Annotated in this window: 12 protein-coding genes; 5 read left to right on the top strand and 7 right to left on the bottom strand. The window is 69.5% G+C overall.

Translation table 11 applies throughout. The features are described 5' to 3' along the window. Position 1: 1 nt before the first annotated feature. The 3 genes from ACFWXQ_RS06265 to ACFWXQ_RS06255 form a co-directional block, all read right to left on the bottom strand. Positions 2-1801 (bottom strand): S8 family serine peptidase, encoded by a 1800-nt coding sequence (locus ACFWXQ_RS06265; RefSeq protein ID WP_383948779.1) that lies wholly within the window; start codon positions 1799-1801, stop codon positions 2-4. Positions 1802-1965: 164 nt separating this feature from the next. Further along, complete coding sequence (locus ACFWXQ_RS06260; RefSeq protein ID WP_383948776.1) at positions 1966-2376, bottom strand: hypothetical protein; 411 nt, start codon at positions 2374-2376, stop codon at positions 1966-1968. Between the two features lie 784 nt (positions 2377-3160). Next, on the bottom strand, positions 3161-6097 hold the full coding sequence (locus ACFWXQ_RS06255) for a BTAD domain-containing putative transcriptional regulator (RefSeq protein WP_386267666.1): 2937 nt from the start codon (positions 6095-6097) through the stop codon (positions 3161-3163). A 157-nt stretch (positions 6098-6254) separates the two neighbouring features. Between ACFWXQ_RS06255 and ACFWXQ_RS06250 the strand changes: the two genes are divergently transcribed. Continuing rightward, positions 6255-7031 (top strand): IclR family transcriptional regulator, encoded by a 777-nt coding sequence (locus tag ACFWXQ_RS06250; protein ID WP_383948770.1) that lies wholly within the window; start codon positions 6255-6257, stop codon positions 7029-7031. 170 nt (positions 7032-7201) lie between these two features. Here ACFWXQ_RS06250 and ACFWXQ_RS06245 read toward each other — a convergent pair whose 3' ends face one another. After that, on the bottom strand, positions 7202-8014 hold the full coding sequence (locus ACFWXQ_RS06245) for an acyl carrier protein (RefSeq protein ID WP_383948767.1): 813 nt from the start codon (positions 8012-8014) through the stop codon (positions 7202-7204). A 577-nt stretch (positions 8015-8591) separates the two neighbouring features. On the opposite strand from ACFWXQ_RS06245, the gene ACFWXQ_RS06240 reads away from it, so the two are divergent. The 4 genes from ACFWXQ_RS06240 (at position 8592) to ACFWXQ_RS06225 (ending at position 14327) form a co-directional block, all read left to right on the top strand. Continuing rightward, positions 8592-10199: a glycosyltransferase family 2 protein gene (locus ACFWXQ_RS06240; protein ID WP_383948764.1), complete on the top strand. Its 1608-nt coding sequence runs from the start codon at positions 8592-8594 to the stop codon at positions 10197-10199. Then, entirely contained in the window at positions 10199-11191 is a 993-nt protein-coding gene (locus ACFWXQ_RS06235; RefSeq protein ID WP_383948761.1) for a glycoside hydrolase family 26 protein, read from the top strand. Before ACFWXQ_RS06240 ends, ACFWXQ_RS06235 begins: the two co-directional genes overlap by 1 nt. Before the next feature lie 116 nt (positions 11192-11307). Further along, positions 11308-12798 (top strand): glycosyltransferase family 39 protein, encoded by a 1491-nt coding sequence (locus tag ACFWXQ_RS06230; RefSeq protein WP_383948758.1) that lies wholly within the window; start codon positions 11308-11310, stop codon positions 12796-12798. Continuing rightward, a complete protein-coding gene (locus tag ACFWXQ_RS06225; protein ID WP_383948755.1) occupies positions 12795-14327 on the top strand; it encodes a glycosyltransferase family 39 protein in 1533 nt (510 codons plus the stop codon). The genes ACFWXQ_RS06230 and ACFWXQ_RS06225 overlap by 4 nt, the downstream gene beginning before the upstream one ends. Before the next feature lie 51 nt (positions 14328-14378). Here the strand turns inward: ACFWXQ_RS06225 and ACFWXQ_RS06220 are convergent, their stop codons facing one another. From ACFWXQ_RS06220 to ACFWXQ_RS06210, 3 genes are all read right to left on the bottom strand, one after another. Continuing rightward, positions 14379-15656 (bottom strand): prolyl oligopeptidase family serine peptidase, encoded by a 1278-nt coding sequence (locus tag ACFWXQ_RS06220; protein ID WP_383948752.1) that lies wholly within the window; start codon positions 15654-15656, stop codon positions 14379-14381. A gap of 370 nt (positions 15657-16026) precedes the next feature. Continuing rightward, entirely contained in the window at positions 16027-16776 is a 750-nt protein-coding gene (locus ACFWXQ_RS06215) for an SDR family NAD(P)-dependent oxidoreductase (protein ID WP_383948749.1), read from the bottom strand. Then, positions 16773-17744 (bottom strand): fumarylacetoacetate hydrolase family protein, encoded by a 972-nt coding sequence (locus ACFWXQ_RS06210; RefSeq protein ID WP_383948746.1) that lies wholly within the window; start codon positions 17742-17744, stop codon positions 16773-16775. Before ACFWXQ_RS06210 ends, ACFWXQ_RS06215 begins: the two co-directional genes overlap by 4 nt. Positions 17745-17790: the final 46 nt, after the last annotated feature.

Genomic DNA, 17790 nt, shown 5'->3' with positions numbered 1-17790 from the left:
GTCATCCTCCCGACACGACCAGTGCGTAGCCTTGTTTTTCGTACACAGAGCTGCCTCGAAGCGTGATCTTCCAAGGGCCCGTGAACGGGTTGTCGACGATGACCATCTGGACGTTGTTGACGAAGTCCTGGGGGCCTGTTCCGCCCTCGTTGGAAACACCTTTGGCGGGATCGATGTCATTCCCCAGGTACTTGACACCCAGCGCGTCCTCGACTTCCAGCCTGATGGCGTTCCGCCACGTCTGTGTGGAACCCTTGGCCGCGGGAAGATCCGTCCACACGAGCGTGATCTTGAGCTGCTCGGTTCTGTTGCTGACGAAATAGCGGTACGTGGCACTCGTCTGCGGCAACAGCCCGGAACTGTGTCGTGCGTCCTTCACGAACAGACGACGGGACGAGGGCGGATCCTTCTCGAAGAAGAGCGTGCGATCGAGCTGGATCAGTCCCCAGCCTTCGGTGTTGGACGGATAGCCGGCGATGCCCGTCATGTTGACCGTCGAGTTGAGCAGCACCGCCTTGATCAGGGCGCCGGACGGCTTGACGCCGCGATGTGGTTCCTTCTTCCCGTTGGGGTACCACCCCTCGGTGAAGTACTGGCGCACGAGCGTGGCCGCGGCGGCGGCGTTCGGCGTCGCCCAGCTGGTGGCGGCAAGAGTGGGGCCTCTCTTCGGGAGGCCGATGTCGCAGTACACGCTGGGTGGGGTCGTCGGGTTCAGGAGGGCGGACTGGATGCCCGCGCCCACCGCCATGAGATCGGGTTTGCGCCGGCCGTCCGTGGTCGGCCCGTTCTTTCCGCTGCCGAAGGTCAGGTGGTTGGGAAAGGCCTGAGCGGCGGCGACACACAGCGCGTTCTTCGCGATTCCAGGCGCGCCGTTGCCCGAGCCCCCGTCGTTCGTATTCGCCGCGGCGGCGATAATCAGGTGTTCTTCGTTCTTGAAGCTGAAACTGTCCGCGTCGACCGCGTCGGCATTGTAGGCCGTGACCATACCGGACCAGCTGTTGCTGTGGATGAACGCCCCCTCCCTCTTTCCTCTGTCGAGAAGCTCCACGTATTTACGACTTATCGGCGGGAACATGTCTTTCACGCTGTTGCAGACGATCTTGGCCTCGTACGCGCCACCCCGGTGCGCGTGAAGGGTGCTCTTGCCGTCGGCGCCGCGTTGGTCGCCGGCCGCGATGCCGGCGACGAACATGAAGTGGTCGTCCGCCCCGATGTCGTTCTGGTCGAACATGCCGAGGACCTTGCGGTGGTCTTCATTCGCCTTGGACTCTTCGGGATCATTGAAGAAGCAGTGGTTCAGGTCGAGACGGCCCTGGTCAATGAGTCCGAGGATCTGGCCCTCGCCGTGCAGCCCGCGCCGCCAGATCGTGTCGTCGGCCGGGCCGCCGGTCCGTCCCGACTGGAACACCTCGGCCGAGGGGACGTCGGTCACCTCGCGCTCCGGCTCCGGCTCGACGAACACCACCTCGTCGATGGCCACGACCTGCGGCAGTACGGCCCGGTCGTCCAGGGCGAACGAGGCGTACCGCTCGCTGCCGAGAGGCCGGCCATCGGTGAGTACGACATCGCGCGCACCCAGCGCACTCAATGCCGCGCCGACGGCGGTCAGGTCCGCGTCGGCGAACAGGGTCGCGATCAACTTGAGCGGCGTGCCGGTGGCGGGGAGCCAGGACGCGAGTTTCAACGCCGGGTCGAGCGCGATGACCGAGCGCACCAGGAAATCGGCACGAATCCTCGCGACGGTCGCATCGTCGAGCCGTTCGAGAAACGCCAGGTTCGGTATGAACCGGTCGAGCTTCACGCCGTACGCGGCCTTCAGGCGGTCGGCGTCGGGCCCGTTGAGGGAGGCCGCGAACTGGACGATCGTCGGCTTCCTGGCCGGCGCGAGGCCTTCGGCTGCCGCCGGCACCTGGATGGGGTCGAAAGGCTCGTCGCCGATCATGAGCCGGAAGTCCTGTGGCCGGGTCACGGTATGAGCACCTCTCCGGTTCGCGCGGGCGTGGTGGCGTCGGGACTTCCGGCCGCCGCGCCGGTGACCGCGACGCCGCCGGCGACCAGGACTCGATCGTCGGCCAACTCGACCACGCCGAGGCCGGAACGGCCGACGATCGCGCCGGCGGCCGGGGTCCAGGGGCCGAGAGCGGGGTCCCAGGCGAGGACGGACCGGTAGCCGCCGGTCGATTCCGGAGGCCCGGGTGCCACCGAGTACGAGGACGGGCTCGGAGCGCGGCAGCAGGATCCGGTGGTGGGCGCGGCCTTGTGACCGAACTGGCCGGCCGCCCGCCGACCCGATCCGCCATAGCAGTGGATGCAGCGCAGCGGACACGCGTAGGTCGTATCCCAGATCACCGACTCCGGAGTGGACGACGTGCTCACGATTCCCTCTTCACGCAGGCTCTGGGACCGCTTCGGCCCGCTCCGCGTCGTGTGCCGGGGACGTCTCCCGGCAAGCGACGTCCACGGACGCACCGCCCGGGCTCCGCACGACATAGTCGTGACCCGCGATGCCTCCGACCAGGTCCGCTCCGGTCCGGTCGTCACTGAACCTCGCGTAGATCGACGGCTGTGCGCGCCCTGTCCCGGAGTCCAGTGCCGTCGTGATGGACCTGTTCCCGAACCACCGGTCGACGAACTGTCGTGCACCTCAAGCGTGCCCACCACGGACCTGATCTGGCTCTTCCCGGCGACCCTCTTCTCCGCCCGCACCTGGAACAGGTAGACGCCGAGGTCCGCGTTGGTCACGTCGACCGTGCTGCCCGGCCCGACCTGAGGCGGGTTTTCGAGCCGCAAATGATCGATGTTCTGGACTTGCGCCACCGGCACTCCTCCTTTTGCGGTCTGACATGTCGTGGGGTGGGACGGACGCTCACTGTTCCGCGGCGGCCCGAGCGAACCCGACGGCGCCCGGACCGGGAATGATGCGCCGCGGCACCGCATGGGTCACCACCGCGTAGCCGTTGGCAGAGGAGTGCCACCTGCTCATCGACCATCGGCTCGCTGCGCGGCTGCTCGACGTACACACGCGCGCCGACCGCGGAGCAGCATCCCCTTTCGTGATGCGGGGCTGTCTGACGGACAGCGTGGTCCGTCGGATGCCGTCTGTCGTGTCCTGTTCCGTTCAGCGGACCGGACCATGGCTCTCCGCGTTCGAGGTGTTGTCTCAGGCCGATGCGGGACGAGCCTGCTGCCGGGCCCGGGGCGGCCCGGGGCGGGGGCTTTCGGCGGCGGGCAGGTGGCCGAGGCGCTTGAGGAGTTCGGTGCGCAGCGGATCCGTGTCAGGGAGGCCGAGTTCGCCGATGACGGCCAGCGCCTGGGTCCAGGCGGCGTGGGCCGCGTCGGGGGCGCCGGCGCTGTGGTGGGTGTCGCCGAGGCAGACGAGACCGGTGGCCTGGCTGTGGCGATCGCCGGTCTGGCGGAACAGGTCGACGGCCTGCCGGTAGCAGTCGACCGCCTGGGGGTGCCGGCCGAGGTGGTGATGGATGTAGCCGAGGCTGTCCTGGATGTGTGCCTGCCCGTTGAGATCCCCGGTCCTCTGGGCCAGGCCGAGGGCCTGATGGCAGTGCGCGAAGGCGTCGTCGTGGTCGCCGAGTTGGGCGAGGATCCAGCCGATGTGGTTGAGGGCGGCGGACTGTCCGGCCCGGTCGTCGGCTGCCCGATGGTGGGTGAGGCTGTGGCGGGCGTGGCCGAGTGCCTGCTCGTGGTGGCCCAGGGCCTCGGACATCCGGGACAGGTGCTGGTGGATGCGGGCCTGCCCGGCGTGGCTGCCGAGTTCGCCGAACAGGTCCAGCGCGAGCAGATAGTGGGCGCGGGCGTCCTCGGGACGGTCCAGCCGGTCCTGGGCGAGCCCGAGACCCCGGTGGGCGTCGGCCTGTCCTGCCTTGTCGCCCTGGCGCAGCGCGGCCTCCAGGGCGGCGGTGTGGACGGTGGTCAGTGCCCTCCAGTACCCGTGCCGGTCGAGGAACGTGGTGAGCGCCGAGGCGAGCCGCCAGGTGTGTTCGTCGAAGCCGGCGGCAGGAGCCTGTTCCACGGTGGCGAGGAGCACGGGGTGCTCGGCGGTGAACCAGGCCTGCGCCTGCCGGTGGTCCGACAGCCCTTCGGGGGCGGCGCCCGGCCGGGCGGCCGGCAAGGGGGCCGGGTTGGGCCGGGGAGTCAGCAGGACATCGGCCAAGTGGGCGGTGTGCAGGTAGTGGTCGAGCATCCGGTGTGCGGCGGCGTGCCGGACGTCGTCGCTGTCGTACGTGGCGACCAGTTCGGCCGCGTACGCGCGAAGCAGGTCGTGGAAGGTGTACCGGCCCGGGGTGTGTTCGGTCAGCAGGTGTCCGCGGACCAGCTCGGCCAGCAGGACACGAAGGCGTGCCGTCGGTAGGTCGGCCAGGGCGGCGACGGCCGGCAGCGCGGCGTCGGGTCCGGGATGCAGGCCCAGTAATCGGAAGAGCCGGGCGGCGTCGGTGCCGAGAGCGCGGTAGGACCAGGAGAACACCGCCCGCACCTCACTGGCTGCCTCCCCGCCGTCCAGGGCGTCCAGGCGGCCGTCGGCCCGGCGCAGTTCCTCGGCGAGCGCGGCGAGCGGGAGGCTCGGCTGGGCGGCGGCGCGGGCGGCGACGATCGCCAGAGCGAGCGGGAGCCCGGCACACCGGCCGACGATCTCCCGTACGGCGGCGGGTTCGGCCTCCACCCGGTCCGCGCCAAGCCGGCCGGTCAGCAGCTCCCGGGCCTCATCGGGACCGAGCAGGCCGACGGTCAGCAGATGGGCCCCTTCGGCTGCGGCAAGCCCGGTCAGTGATCTCCGGCTGGTGACCAGGGTCAGACAGCCGGGCGCCCCGGGCAGCAGCGGGCGGACCTGCTCGGCATCGCGGGCGTTGTCCAGCACCACCAGCACCCGTCGTCCCGCCAGCAGACTGCGGTACAGCCCGGTCTGCGCCGCCAGGCCGGCCGGGACACGGGACACCGGTACCCCGAAGGCGTCCAGGAACCCCCGCACGGCCTCGGCAGGACTCACCACCGTTCCGCCGGGATCGAACCCGCGTAGATTCACGTACAACTGTCCGTCGGGAAAGGCCTTTTGAGCCCGGTGCGCCCAGTGCACGGCCAGCGCGGTCTTGCCCACCCCGGCGGTGCCGGACACGGCCGAGATCACCACGGCCGACGGCTGGTCCGCCTCCGAGGCGAGGATCTCCTCAAGCCGGGCGAGCTCCTCACCACGGCCGGTGAATCCGCGTACGCCCATGGGCAGTTGTACGGGGGTCCCGGCGGGCCACGGTGTTGTTGCCGACGGCGGCCGCGGCGGGGGAGAGGCGGTGGGAGCCGAGGCGGCCGGTACCTGGGGCGCCGGCCATGGGGAGGGTCCGGGCAGGTCTCCCCGCAGGATCGCCTCGTGCACCTCCCGCAGACCTGGACCGGGGTCGGCGCCCAGTTCCTCCGCCAGCCGTTGCCGGAGGGACGCGTAGCAGTCCAGCGCCTCCGCGCCGCGTCCGGCGGCGTGCAGCGCCTGCATCAGCGCCTCGGTCAGGGGTTCCACCAGGGGATACTCGCCGAGCAGTTCGGTCAGTGGGCCGACCACGGTGACGGGATCGCCGACGCGCGACTCCAGGTGGGCCCATCCGACGACAGCGTCCACGCGTTGCCGCCGCCATGCCTCGCGCACACGCGCAGCCCACTGCCCGCCCAGTCCGGCCAGTGGCTCCCCGCGCCACAGGCCGAGCGCCTCGCGCAGCAGGGCCGCCGCCCGCGCCTCGTCCGTACGCCCCGCCGCTCTGGCCCGGCCGACCAGTTGCCGGAACCGATGTACGTCCACGCGGTCCGGGCGGGCCTCCAGAACGTATCCTCCCGACCGGCGCACCAGTCGTAACCGGACGTCCCCCGCGTCACCGGTCTGCTCGCACAGCCTGCGGATCCGGGCGATGTGGGCATGCAGCGCGCGCCGTGCCCCGTCCGGCGGATCCGTTCCCCAGACCCGTTTGACCAGTACGTCGGCCGCTACAGGCCGGCCGGTGTCCACGGCCAGCGCCGCCAGCACGGCCCGGCGTTGTGGGGGTCCGACCTCCGCCGTGCGGCCCCGTACCGACAGTTCCACCGGACCGAGAAGTCGCAATTCCACCACGGCGCCCGCACCCCCTGTGCAGATTTGCTTCACCTGTTGCGCACATGCCGGTGCTGGGCGACAACCTATCGACAACGTCCTGACCCACACCCGGACTTCAGTCTGAATATGGGAGATGGGCTTGAACGAACAACGGGGGGCGACAGCGATGGAGATGGGTGAGTTATCGGTGCGGCAGCTGGATCGGCCGCCCGAACCCGGGTCCGAGTACGCCGGGGTCCGGCCGCCGTCTTCGCCGGACGGCAGTGGGCGGAGCGTACTGGAGGGCGCCTTCGAGCTGCTGGGAGCGGTGGAGCGGGCCGGCGAGGCCGGACTGACCAAGCTGGCGTCGAAGTGCGGTCTGCCGAAGACGACCGCGTACCGGCTGCTGGAACAGCTGGTCGAGCTGGGTGCGGTGGAGCGATGTCGTGGGGGTTATCGGATGGGCCCGCGGCTGTTCCGGCTCGGGCAGGGGTGGCAACCGCATCCGGGGCTCCGATCCGCCGCGCGGGAGCCGGCACGTCGCTTGGCGCGCGCCACAGGTGCGGTGGTGGGGCTCAGTGTGCTGCGGGAAGGGCAGACGCTGGTCCTGGACTGGACGGCCTGCGAAACCGATGAGGTGTTCGGGCCCTTGCTCAACGACATGGCCTGGCCGTGGTTCACCGCGGCCGGCAAGGTGCTGGTGGCCGGGGCGAGTCCTCAGCTGCCCCTGGGTCCGCTGCCCGCGTCCTGGCACCGGGAGGCGGCGGCGATCCGGGACCGGGGGGTTGCGTTCGACCGGGAGGAGCTGGTGGCGGGTGTGTGTTGTGTGGCGGCGCTGTTGCACGGCCCCGGGGGTGTCCCGCTGGCGTCGCTGTGCCTCGTGACGGATCCGGCTCACAGCCTGGACCGGCTCGCAGGCGTTGTTCAGCAAACGGCAAGGACCATCAACGCGACGCTGCGCGGCCGGTGAACCAGCTCGCCGAGCGACGGGGCTGCAGCCGCTGCGGTAGGAGACTGCAGTCGAACTCGCCTCCGTTCTGACCGCGCAGCGCCGTAGCCTCGCAGGCCCGGGACAGGGGTCACCTCCGTCCACGCGGGGGTGACCCATCGCCGGATCCGCGAGGCCCCTTCCTCCGGGGGTTACGTGCGGGGGAGGGAGGTGTTGGTGATCGGGAGCGGCTGGTGTGCGCCCGCCACGTAGAGGTCCGTCGGAGCGGTGCGCAGTTCGAACGTGTCGTCGTAGCCCGAGACGCGCACGGACATCACGAAGAAGCCGTCCTCCTCGGCGGTCGTCTTCACGTCGTACTCCTGCTCCCAGTAGGTCTGCAGGAAGACCTCGGTGCCCTCGGGTTCGACTCCCTTGGGGAGGGTGACCTTGCCCTGGACGGTGAGGATGTCGCCCGCCTTCACCCTCTTCTTGTTGACCTTGTAGGTGACGGAGCTGGACTTGGCGTTGGCGGAAACGGTGGTGTCCGCGAAGTAGCCGTCCTGCGGGGTGTTGAGGTCGCCGTCCTCGTCGTAGAGGGCCGTGATCTGCACTTCGTGCTCGACGTTGAGCAGGCTGCTGCCGGTCACGTGGTCGATGTCGACGTCGGGGATGGTGAACTTCCCGTTGGCGTCGGTGACCGGCTTGCCCAGGTCGCGCGGCTCGTAGTAGTTGGGGTCGATCGGGTCGCCCCAAGGATTCCAGGTGGTGAAGCGGACGACCTCCTGGATGGTGACAGGGATGTTGGGCGCCGGGGTGCCGTCGGCCTTGGTGACCGTGCCGGTGACGTCGACGCGGCGGTTGTCGTAGTCGGTGCTGGTCGGGTTGGTGCTCACGGTCAGCACGTAGGCGTCGCCGGGTGCGGCGTCCGAGGGTTTCGCCGAGGCGGCGGGCGCGGACAGGGTGCCTGTGGCGAGCAGGAGCGCGGCGGTGGCGGCAAGCCGTGTCGGCAGGGACGTTCTGGGCACGGGTCAACTCCAACTTGGGTCGGGATGTGAGGAGTTGCGCCCGGCGGCACCGGTTCCGCCGTGGCGCGCATGTGCGACACATCAGGTGCGACCGGTGAGGTGAGACGGGAGTTGTATCTGTGCGGCCCCTGTTACGCGGCTGTGGCAGGAGGCGGTTTTGTCCGGGTTGCGGGTTCACCTGGACGTCGGCTTCAGGCCGTCCTGCGTTGCTCTCGGCGGGTGGACGTTGGGGGACTCCCCCTAGCCGTCGGGCTGGCCCTGCCCGAACGGGCTGCCCGTCACACCGGCGTTCGCGGTCGTCCGGCCGTCTGGAGAACGCAGCCGTCGCGGCGGAGCGGGATCGCACCGACGGTGACGTGGTCGGCTGCCGGTGGAGGAGCAAGCGGAGGCTGCTGCCGAGCCTCAAGTAAGTTGTTGGCATTTTCATTGTTATGCGGCATTTCGCGTAAGCGTTCCAATACTTCGGGTTAAGTGTGGATCTTGTTCGCCGTGCCACTGCGATGGCCCGCGGAGCCCGACCTAGATTTCCCGGTAGGTCGCCTCGTTCGGTGCGGGGCGGGCGGTCTGGGAGATCCGTATGAGCTCAATTGAGGCCGCCGGTGTGGTGGGCCCCGGGACGGGACGGCAACTGCCCCTCCGGCCCACGGCCGGCAAGCCGGCGCCGCCGGGTCTGCTGCCCACACCACCGACGGACGCCGAAAAGTATGCCTATGCCAAACGGCGCTTGCCGGTACTGACCATCAGTTCGCTGGTCAGCATGGGGTGCCTGGCGCTGAGTCAGTTCAGACTGGCCTCCTCCACACCGCTGCTGTGGATGTTCGCCCCGTTGCTGACGTTCACGGTGTTCTACTACGTGATCTCGCTGCGGGTGAACCTGTTCAGCTGCGATTTCGACGTCGCGCGGCATCAGCGGCTTGTGGGCGACTGGCGCCCCGCGACCTACCCCTCGGTCGATGTCTTCCTGCCGGTGTGCGGTGAGCCGATCCAGGTGCTGCACAACACCTGGACCCATGTACGGGCGCTCGCGGACCACTATCCGGGCGTCTGCCGACCGTTTGTCCTGGACGATTCGGCCGGCCCCGAACTGCGCGCCATGGCCGCCGACTTCGGCTTCCGCTACGACACCCGCAGCAATCGCGGCTGGTTCAAGAAGGCCGGCAATCTGCACTTCGGGTTCGACTGCACGGACGGCGCGTACATCCTCATCCTCGACGCCGACTTCGCGCCACGCGCGGATCTGCTGGAGGAGTTGCTCCCGTACATGGCGGCGGACGAGCGGGTCGCCATCGTCCAGTCGCCGCAGTACTTCCGGGTACTCAACGCGCAGAACTGGATCGAGCGCGGGGCCGGCGCGGTCCAGGAGCTGTTCTACCGGGCCGTACAGGTCTCCCGGCAGAACCACGACGGGGCGATCTGCGTGGGCAGCTGCGCCGTCTACCGGCGCGCGGCGCTGGAGGAGAACGGCGGCACCACCCTGATCGAGCACTCGGAGGACGTGCACACCGGCTTCGACCTGCGACGCCTGGGCTGGGACCTGCGCTATGTGCCGGTGGCGCTGTCGGCGGGTGTGTGCCCGGACAACGCCGATGCCTTCTTCAACCAGCAGTACCGCTGGTGCGCCGGCTCGATGAGCCTGCTGGGCAGCTCGAAGTTCTGGCAGAGCAGGATCCGGTTCTCCAGCAGGCTCTGCTATCTGTCCGGCTTCCTCTACTACATCCACACGGCCCTGTTCACCTTTGTCGTGCCCGTGATCCCGATCGTGCTGCTGCTGGCGTTCCCGGACAAGCCCAGGGTCGAGAGCCTCTGGCTGGTGCTGCCCAGCGTCCTCTACATCACGGTCGTCTTCCCGTTGTGGCACAGGGTTCCCTACCGCCTGGAGGCGTGGGCGGCGCGCATGATGTACGGCTGGGCGCACGTCTTCGCGATCTGGGACCTCCTGCGGGGCAGACGCATGAGCTGGCAGGCCACCGGCTCCTCCGGCGCGAAGAAGTGCGGGATCAGACGGCGCTGGATCGGCCTGTGGCTGTGGGGCGGCGGAACCACAGTGGTCTGGGTGGGTGCGGCGGCCTGGCGCGTGCTCACCCTGAACGCGCCCGATTTCGCCCTCCTTCTGGCCTCCGGACTCTTCTACGCGCTGATCGTCGGGCGGGTCCTGCTACAGCCTCGGGCGCTGGGAGCCAACTGATGCGCGTATCCCGTGCCGCCTCCCTGCTCGTGCCACTCGTCGTCGTCACGCTTGCGGCGACAGCCTGCACGCGGGGCCCCACCGCCCACCACAGCGCCCACGCCCCGGCCGCATCGGCACCCCAGGAACTGCCCTATGACGTACGCCCGTTGATCCAGCCGCCGAAGAAGTACTTCGGTGTTTCCCGGCCCAAGGCCCCGACCTCCATGAAGCCGGTGGACGACTACGCCGCGCTGGTCGGCAAGAAGCCGAACCTCATCGCGTACTACGCCGCCTGGGGGGACGGATTCGATGCCACGGGCGTACGCAACGCCTGGAACGTCGGCGCGCTGACCGTCGTGTCCTGGGAAGCGCAGGACACCTCCCTCACCGACATCGCCGACGGCGTGACCGACGACTACCTCAAGGACTACGCGAGGGCGGCGCGCCGGCTGAACATCCCGGTCGCGATCAGCTTCGCGGACGAGATGAACGGCAACTGGGAGACGTGGGGGACCACCCGAACCACACCTCAGGAGTACGTCAGAGCCTGGCGTCACATCCACGACGTCTTCGAGGACGTCGGCGCGACCAATGTGATCTGGGCCTGGTCGCCGAACATCATCGAGCCGACCGGCGGGAGCGTGGACCTGAAGCCCTACTATCCGGGCGACTCCTACGTCGACTGGGTGGGCATGGTCGGGTACTTCACCGACTGGGACCCGCACACCTTCGAGGGCCTGTTCGGGCCGACCGTGACCGAGGTACGCGGGTTCACCCGCAAGCCGTTGCTCGTCCTGGAGACGGGCGCCATGCCCGGCGGGCACCGGGCGGGTGACGTGCGTGCTCTCTTCGAGGGTGTCACGGCCGCACCCGACATCATCGGATTCGCCTGGTTCGACCACAAGGCGCGCGCCGACTGGCGGCTGTCGGCGAATCCGGAGGGCCTTGCCGAGTTCAAGCGCCTCGCCGCGAACGACATCTACGGTTTCGACGTGCGGAAGGTCGGATGACCTCCACAGAGCGGGGCCCCCAGGTGGTTCCCCCGGTACCAACGCAACCCGGCAACCAACCTGCCCCGGCCACCCCGGCCTATCGTGTTCCGACAGTCCCGGAAGCCGCCTGGAGCATGGCGGGCTGCCGTCGGCGCACTTGGGTCAGCCGGGCGATCCTGCTGAGCGTCCTGGTGTTCCAGGCGGCACTGTCGCTCCGGCTGGAGAACACCGCCTTCCAGGACGAGGCGGTCCACCTCGGCTCCGGTCACGTCCAGATCGCTCATCTGCTGTACGGCACACCGGTACCGACGGACGACGCGCTATATTTCTCGGGCTCTCCGCTCCTCTGTCCGGTGGTGGCCGCGCTGGTCGACGCCAGGTTCGGACTGGCAGGTGCCCGCCTGCTGAGCCTGTTCTTCATGCTCGGCGCCAACACGCTGCTGTACGCGATGACCCGGCGGCTCTTCAGCGAGCGGCCCGCGCTCGCCGCAGCCGCGCTCTTCGCGGTGATCCCGTCCACGATCGTGCTCGGCCACTTCGCCACCTGTGACGCGGCGGCGGTCTTCCTGCTGGCCCTCGCGGCCTGGATCATCGTCCGGACCGACCGGGCGCCCCTCGTGGCGGTGCTGCTCGCCGCGCCGGTCGCGGTCCTGGCGGTCGGCACCGAGTACGCCGCCGGGCTCTATCTGCCGACGCTGGTCATGCTCGCCGCACTCGTCTCCTGGCCGCACCGCGGCAGGCGGAGCATCGTACGTGCCGTGCTGCTGGGCATCGGCCTGGCCGTTCCGATCCTCGCCGGGCTCCACTACAGCGACGTACTCGACGGCCTGCGCGCCACCACCGCGCGTGAGCACGACACCGACGGTGCGCGGGAGTTGCTGTGGAAGACCGCCGTGTGGAGCGGTCCGATGTTCCTGACCGCGTGCGGCGGCGCCATCGCATACGCCCGCCGGGGACGGATGAACGAGTCGCCGCCGGTGGCGCGCCTCGGTGTCCCGGGCGGAGTCTGGCGTGCCCTGCTGGGTCTGCTGCTGTGCGGCACCGCGCTGCTCGCCCTGGGCTACCAGATCCACCTCGCCACCTCGGTCGCCTTCTACACGCACTTGGGATTCGGCCTGCTGTTCGCCGCGCCCATGGCCGGAGTCGGGCTGACCCGGCTCGTGGGCGAGCACTTCCGGTTTCCGCAGCTCGCCTGTCTCCTGTGGGTGGCCACACTCTGTGTGGGGGTGACCAAGTCGGCCGAGTGGTTCACCTCGTGGCCCGAGGCGAGTCGGCTCAACGTGGCGCCCAGGCAGTACGCCACCCCGGGCGCGGGCCGCTACCTCGCCGAGACACCCGATGTGCCCGTGCACTACCTGCGCGACATCACCGACCGGACCCAGTGGACGTCGCTTCGCTCCACCGGCTACCTGGACACCCTTGGCACTGTGCACCACGGCGACGACGGCTATCGAAAGGCGCTCGCCGACGGCTGGTTCGACGTGGTCGTGCTCGACGGGGTCGCCACGCCCCGGATGGAATCCGTCGTTGCGGCGGCCGTGCGCAGCAGCGGCAAGTACCGCCCGCTGGGCACCGTGCCGTTCGGTGAAGACCGAGGCCGATACCGGATCTGGGTGAAGCGATGACCTACTCGATCGCGGATCGCGTCGCCCGCTCACCCCGTACCGCCCGGAGTGGAGCCGCCGACCGGTCGGCGGGCGACGGGAGATGGGTTCCGTTCCTCGTGTTCCTGCTGCCCGTGGGTGTCGCGCTGGCCTGGGTCCTGCCCGGCATCGGCCATCGCCAGTTGTGGCGCGACGAACACGACACCTGGTGGGCGTCCTCGATCAGGTATGCGGACCTGGGCCTTCTGATCCAGCACGTCGATGTGGTGGTCGCGCCGTTCTACGCCCTGATGCACGCCTGGACCGCACTCGCCGGAACCTCACCTGCCGCCCTGCGGCTGCCCCAGGGGCTGGCGATGGCGGTGTCGGCCGGACTGCTCGGACTCCTCGGGCGGCAGATGTTCACCCCGCGCACGGGTCTGGTGGCGGGCCTCCTGTTCGCCCTGGTTCCGACGGTCACGCGGTACGGGCACGAGTCGCGCCCCTACGCCTTCGCCGTGCTCTTCTCCCTGCTCGCCACACTTCTGCTGCTGCGTGCTCTGGAGAGGCCGACGCTCAAGGGCTGGGCGCTCTACACGCTGGCGATCACTCTGACCGGGCTCAGCCACCCGGTGGCCCTCTGCGTGGTGGCGGCCCATGCCGTGGCGGTCCTGCGGGCCAGACGCGGCGGTGACCACTTCGCGCACTGGGCGTTCGGTTGCGCGGTGGTGATGGGCACGTCCGCGGTCCTCCCGATGATCGCCAAGGGTTCGGAGCAGGCCGGCCGGATCGCCTGGAACAACGTGACCGTGCGCGACCTGACCACGTACCCGATGGAGCTGTTCGGGACCTGGTTCTCCGGCGCTGTGGTGATGGGCCTCGCCGTCGTGGGGCTGTTGACGGCTGGTCGCAAGGCCGCAGTCGTGCCGGCGGTCTGGGCCGTGCTCCCACCGGTTCTGACATTCCTCACGTCCGACCTGTTTCATCTCTTTCTGCCCAGGTATCTGCTGTTCACCGTCCCCGCCTGGCTGCTGCTCGCGGCGGCCGGTGCGGTCCGGTGCGCGGATGCGCTGACCTTTGCGAGGCGGACGGGCCGCCTGGGACGGGTGGCGGGCGGGGTGCTGGTGACCGGAGCCCTGGCCGGGTTCGCCTTCCAGGTGCTGCCTGCCTTCGCGACGGCCCGTCAGGATTCCCCGGGCGAGCCCGACTTCGCGGCCGCGGGACGCATCGTGACGGCCGGACAGCGCCCCGGCGACGGAATCATCTACAACGGCGACTTCGGGGTGCGCAAGGCCATGGCGTACGAGCTTCGCGAGGGCGCCCGGCCCAAGGACGTGCTGATGAAGCTGACGCCCCAGCAGACCGGCCGGTACACGGCAGACGAGTGCGATGTGCCCGCTGCCTGCCTGGTCGGCAGCCGACGACTGTGGCTGGTGTCGACTGCGGCGGGCAGTACGCGTTCAGGCATGAGAGCGAGCACGGCCGCGGCGCTGGCCGGACGGTTCACGGTGGTCCACACCGAGCGGCTGAACAACCTGACGGTCCAACTGCTGGAGCGCCGCGGCCGCTGACCACCACGGGCTGGTTGTCCGCCGCCGACACCAGGAGTGTCTTGTTTCCTGTCAGTGCCGATGCTGGGTGGCCATCCACTGCCAGATGTGCGTTCCGTTGATGCTGGGGTCGTTGCGGGCGACGTAGATCCATGACCAGTGGCCGGCGAACCGGTGGCCGTTCCAGATGACGTTGTCATAGAGCGTCACCAGCGAGTCGGGGATGAGGTCGTGCGCGTGGACGGTGTTGGCCTGTGGGTCCACGGTGGTGTCGTCGCGAGAGGTGACGAGCCAGCTGGGGGTGCTGATCCTTACCAGCTCGCTGTCAGGGATCAGCGGTGCACCGCCGGGCGGGGAGGACGTGACAACGCCGCAGATCGGCACGGAAGCGGCGAACAGGTTGGGGTAGACAGTGGTCATCTTCATGCTCATGTAGCCGCCGTTGCTGCAGCCGACGACGTAGATCCGGTCGTGGTCGATGCGGTTCCTGAGCATGACGTCGCCGATGATCTCGTGGATGAGGGGCGCAAAGCGGGGGCCGTCCTGCATCCAGGCGGAGGTGCTCTGCGGGGCGAGGACGTAGGCGCCGTCGAAGATGCGCTGTGCCTGGGGGGTGGCGAAGCCCAGTGCGCCGCGGTTGGCTCGTAGCGTGGTCTCGTTGTCGTAGTAGTTGTCGGGGAGCGAGGCGCCCTCACCCGCGCCGTGCAGCCAGACGATCAGCGGGTGCTTGCTCCGTCGGGAGGCGTGGGAGCCGGCGGGTGAGTACAGCCGGTACTTCATTCCCGAGCCGGAGACGTGCGAGCTGAACGCGTCGACCTCGGGATCCGACAGCCGACGGTCCTGCACGAATCTCTTGATGGTGATCGGTCGGTGATCGCGTAAGGCCATCGGGGCGCGCTGAGTGACGGTGTAGGCGAGGTCGAGCCTGACGTTGCGGGCCCTGCCCCGGATGTAGCCGAGGGTGCCGCCGCCGGTCTGACCTTCGGCATGGCTCAGGTCCAGGACGATGTTGCCGCGGTGGTCGAGCCGGACGGCGGTCACCGTGCGGTCGAGGTCGTACTCGCTGAAGATGGCGTCGCCGTCGGCGATGGGGATCGGGCTGGTGGCTTTGGCGTGCACGGTGAAGGTGGCGGTGGTCAGGCCGGCCGGGTCGATCGGGCCGAGCCGGGCGGTGTTGAGGGTGATCGAGGTGACCTGTTCGCCGCCGTCGAGCACCTGGGCGTTCAGGGTGAATCTCACGCTGGTGGTCGCATGGCCGTCGTCGGCGTACGCGGTGACGCCGGGCAGGGACAGGGCGGCGGCGCCCGCGCTGACCGCCAGAACGGTGCGACGGCTGATCGGTGTTGCCATGCGGACTCCTCATGTCGTCGGCAGGCTTCATCACGGCCCATTTGCCTAACCCGGTGGTGCGGCCGCTGAGAGTTGACGGAGGCCCACCACGTACAGGATCGGGGCGGGCAGTGTCGTGAGCAGGACAGAAATGAGTACCGTCGGCACGTTACCGGCGTTGCCGCGCGGCGGACAGGCGCCGTTGGCCACCGGCAACGCCCCACTGGTCGTCCGGGACGAGGTGATCGCCGTGCCGGTCAGGGACATTCCCCCCTCTCAACTGGCGGTGGCTGCCTGCCAGGACGACAAACGGACGCTGGTTCTCGCCGACCTTGCTCTCATGACAGCCACCCGGGCCCTTCTGCCGTGCCATTCGTGCGTTGCCGCTGGTTCAGGCGTCGGGGCGCAGGGCGTCCGAGATCGGCTTGGCGCCGCCGTGCGCGGTGAGGCCGCCGTCTACGGGGATCTCGGCGCCGGTGATGAACGACGCGTCGTCGGAGAGGAGGAAGGTGACGAGCGGGGTGATCTCGTCGACGGTTCCGGTGCGGCCGAGCGGTGTTCCGCGAACGTTCGCCTCGCGGAACGCGGGCGCCGCGGAGGCGGTCATGTCCGTCTCGATGAAGCCGGGGTGGATGATGTTCACGCGGATGCCACGGGGCCCCAGTTCCATGGCGGCGGTCATCGACAGTCCGCGCAGCGCCCACTTGCTGGCCGTGTACGCGACCGGGTAGTGCGCGGTCAGTGCCGCTGACGAACCGACGTTCACGATCGATGCCCCCGGGCGCATCAGCGGCACCAGGTGCTGGATACCCAGGAGCGGCCCGGTGACGTTGACAGCGTGGACGCGGGCCATGTCTTCGGGGCGTACATCGTCGATCCGGGCGCGCCAGGTGACACCCGCGTTGTTGACCAGGCCGTGCACCTGCCCGTACGCCTCGCGCAATTCGGCGGCGAGTTGAGCCCAGTCCTTCTCGCTGGTGACGTCGAGGAGGCGGCAGCCGGGTGCCTCCGCCACGTCCGTGGCGATCACCCGGGCGCCCGCGCGGGTCAGTGCTTCGGCCTCTGCGGCGCCCTGGCCGCCGGCCGCGCCCGTGACCACGACGACCTTGTCGAGCAGCGGTCTGGAATGGAGGCGGGTCACGGGCGTTCCCGTGGGCGGCGCCGGGCGACGGGAACCGGCAGAGGGGCAGGGCCGGGGACCACGGTGTTGGAGACGGTGCCGATGCCCTCGACGGTGAGCGTGACCGTGTCGCCGGGCTTCAGCGGCGCCGGGTCCTGCCTGCCTCGTACGCCCCACAGCTCGGCGAGGCAGCCGCCGTTGCCGCAGGTCCCGGAACCGAGGACGTCCCCGGGCCGGACGACGGTGCCGCGGGAGGCGTAGGCGACCATCTCCTCGAAGGTCCAGCTCATGTTGGACAGCAGGTCCTCGCCGATCTCCTCGCCGTTGATCTCCGCTGTCAGCGCCAGACGCAGGAAGCCTTCCGCGTCGCGGTACTTCTCCAGCTCGTCGGCGGTGACCAGGTAGGGCCCCAGGGTGGTGGCGGTGTCCTTGCCCTTGCAGGGGCCGAGGCCGACCTTCATCTCGGCGGACTGCAGGTCGCGGGCCGACCAGTCGTTGAACACGGTGTAGCCGACGATGTGGTCGCGGGCCTCCTCGGGGGTGAGGTCGCGCCCCTCCTTGCCGATCACGGCGGCGACCTCGAGCTCGAAGTCGAGCACGCTCGACCCCGGCGGCATGGGGATGTCGTCGTGCGGGCCGTACACGGCGTAGGGGTTGCCGAAATAGAACGTCGGGGCCGCGTACCACCGTTCAGGGACACCAGTGGTGCCGTCCACGGATCGCCGGACGCCCTCGACGTGCTCCTCGAAGGTGACGAAGTCCCGCACGGTGGGCGGCTGGAGCGGCGGCAGCAGACGGACCTCGGACACGTGGGGACCGGCCGGGACGGAGAGCAGCTCGGGGCCCGCGTCGAGCAACTCTGGCAGGCCGCCGCCCTCGGTGAGCAGTCCGGTCAGGGAGCGCACACCAGGCAGGGGGCGGAGTGTGCCGTCCTCGTGGACGACGGCCACCTGATGTCGGTTGTGGTGTTCGTACGTGGCGAGACGCATGGGAGGGGACCTGTCGGTGTGGAGAGGGGGCGCGGAGGCCGGGGGC

It is taken from the genome of Streptomyces sp. NPDC058697 (assembly GCF_042715345.1).
Classification (GTDB): domain Bacteria; phylum Actinomycetota; class Actinomycetes; order Streptomycetales; family Streptomycetaceae; genus Streptomyces; species Streptomyces liliifuscus.
This window is presented reverse-complemented; position numbering and strand designations above follow the sequence as displayed.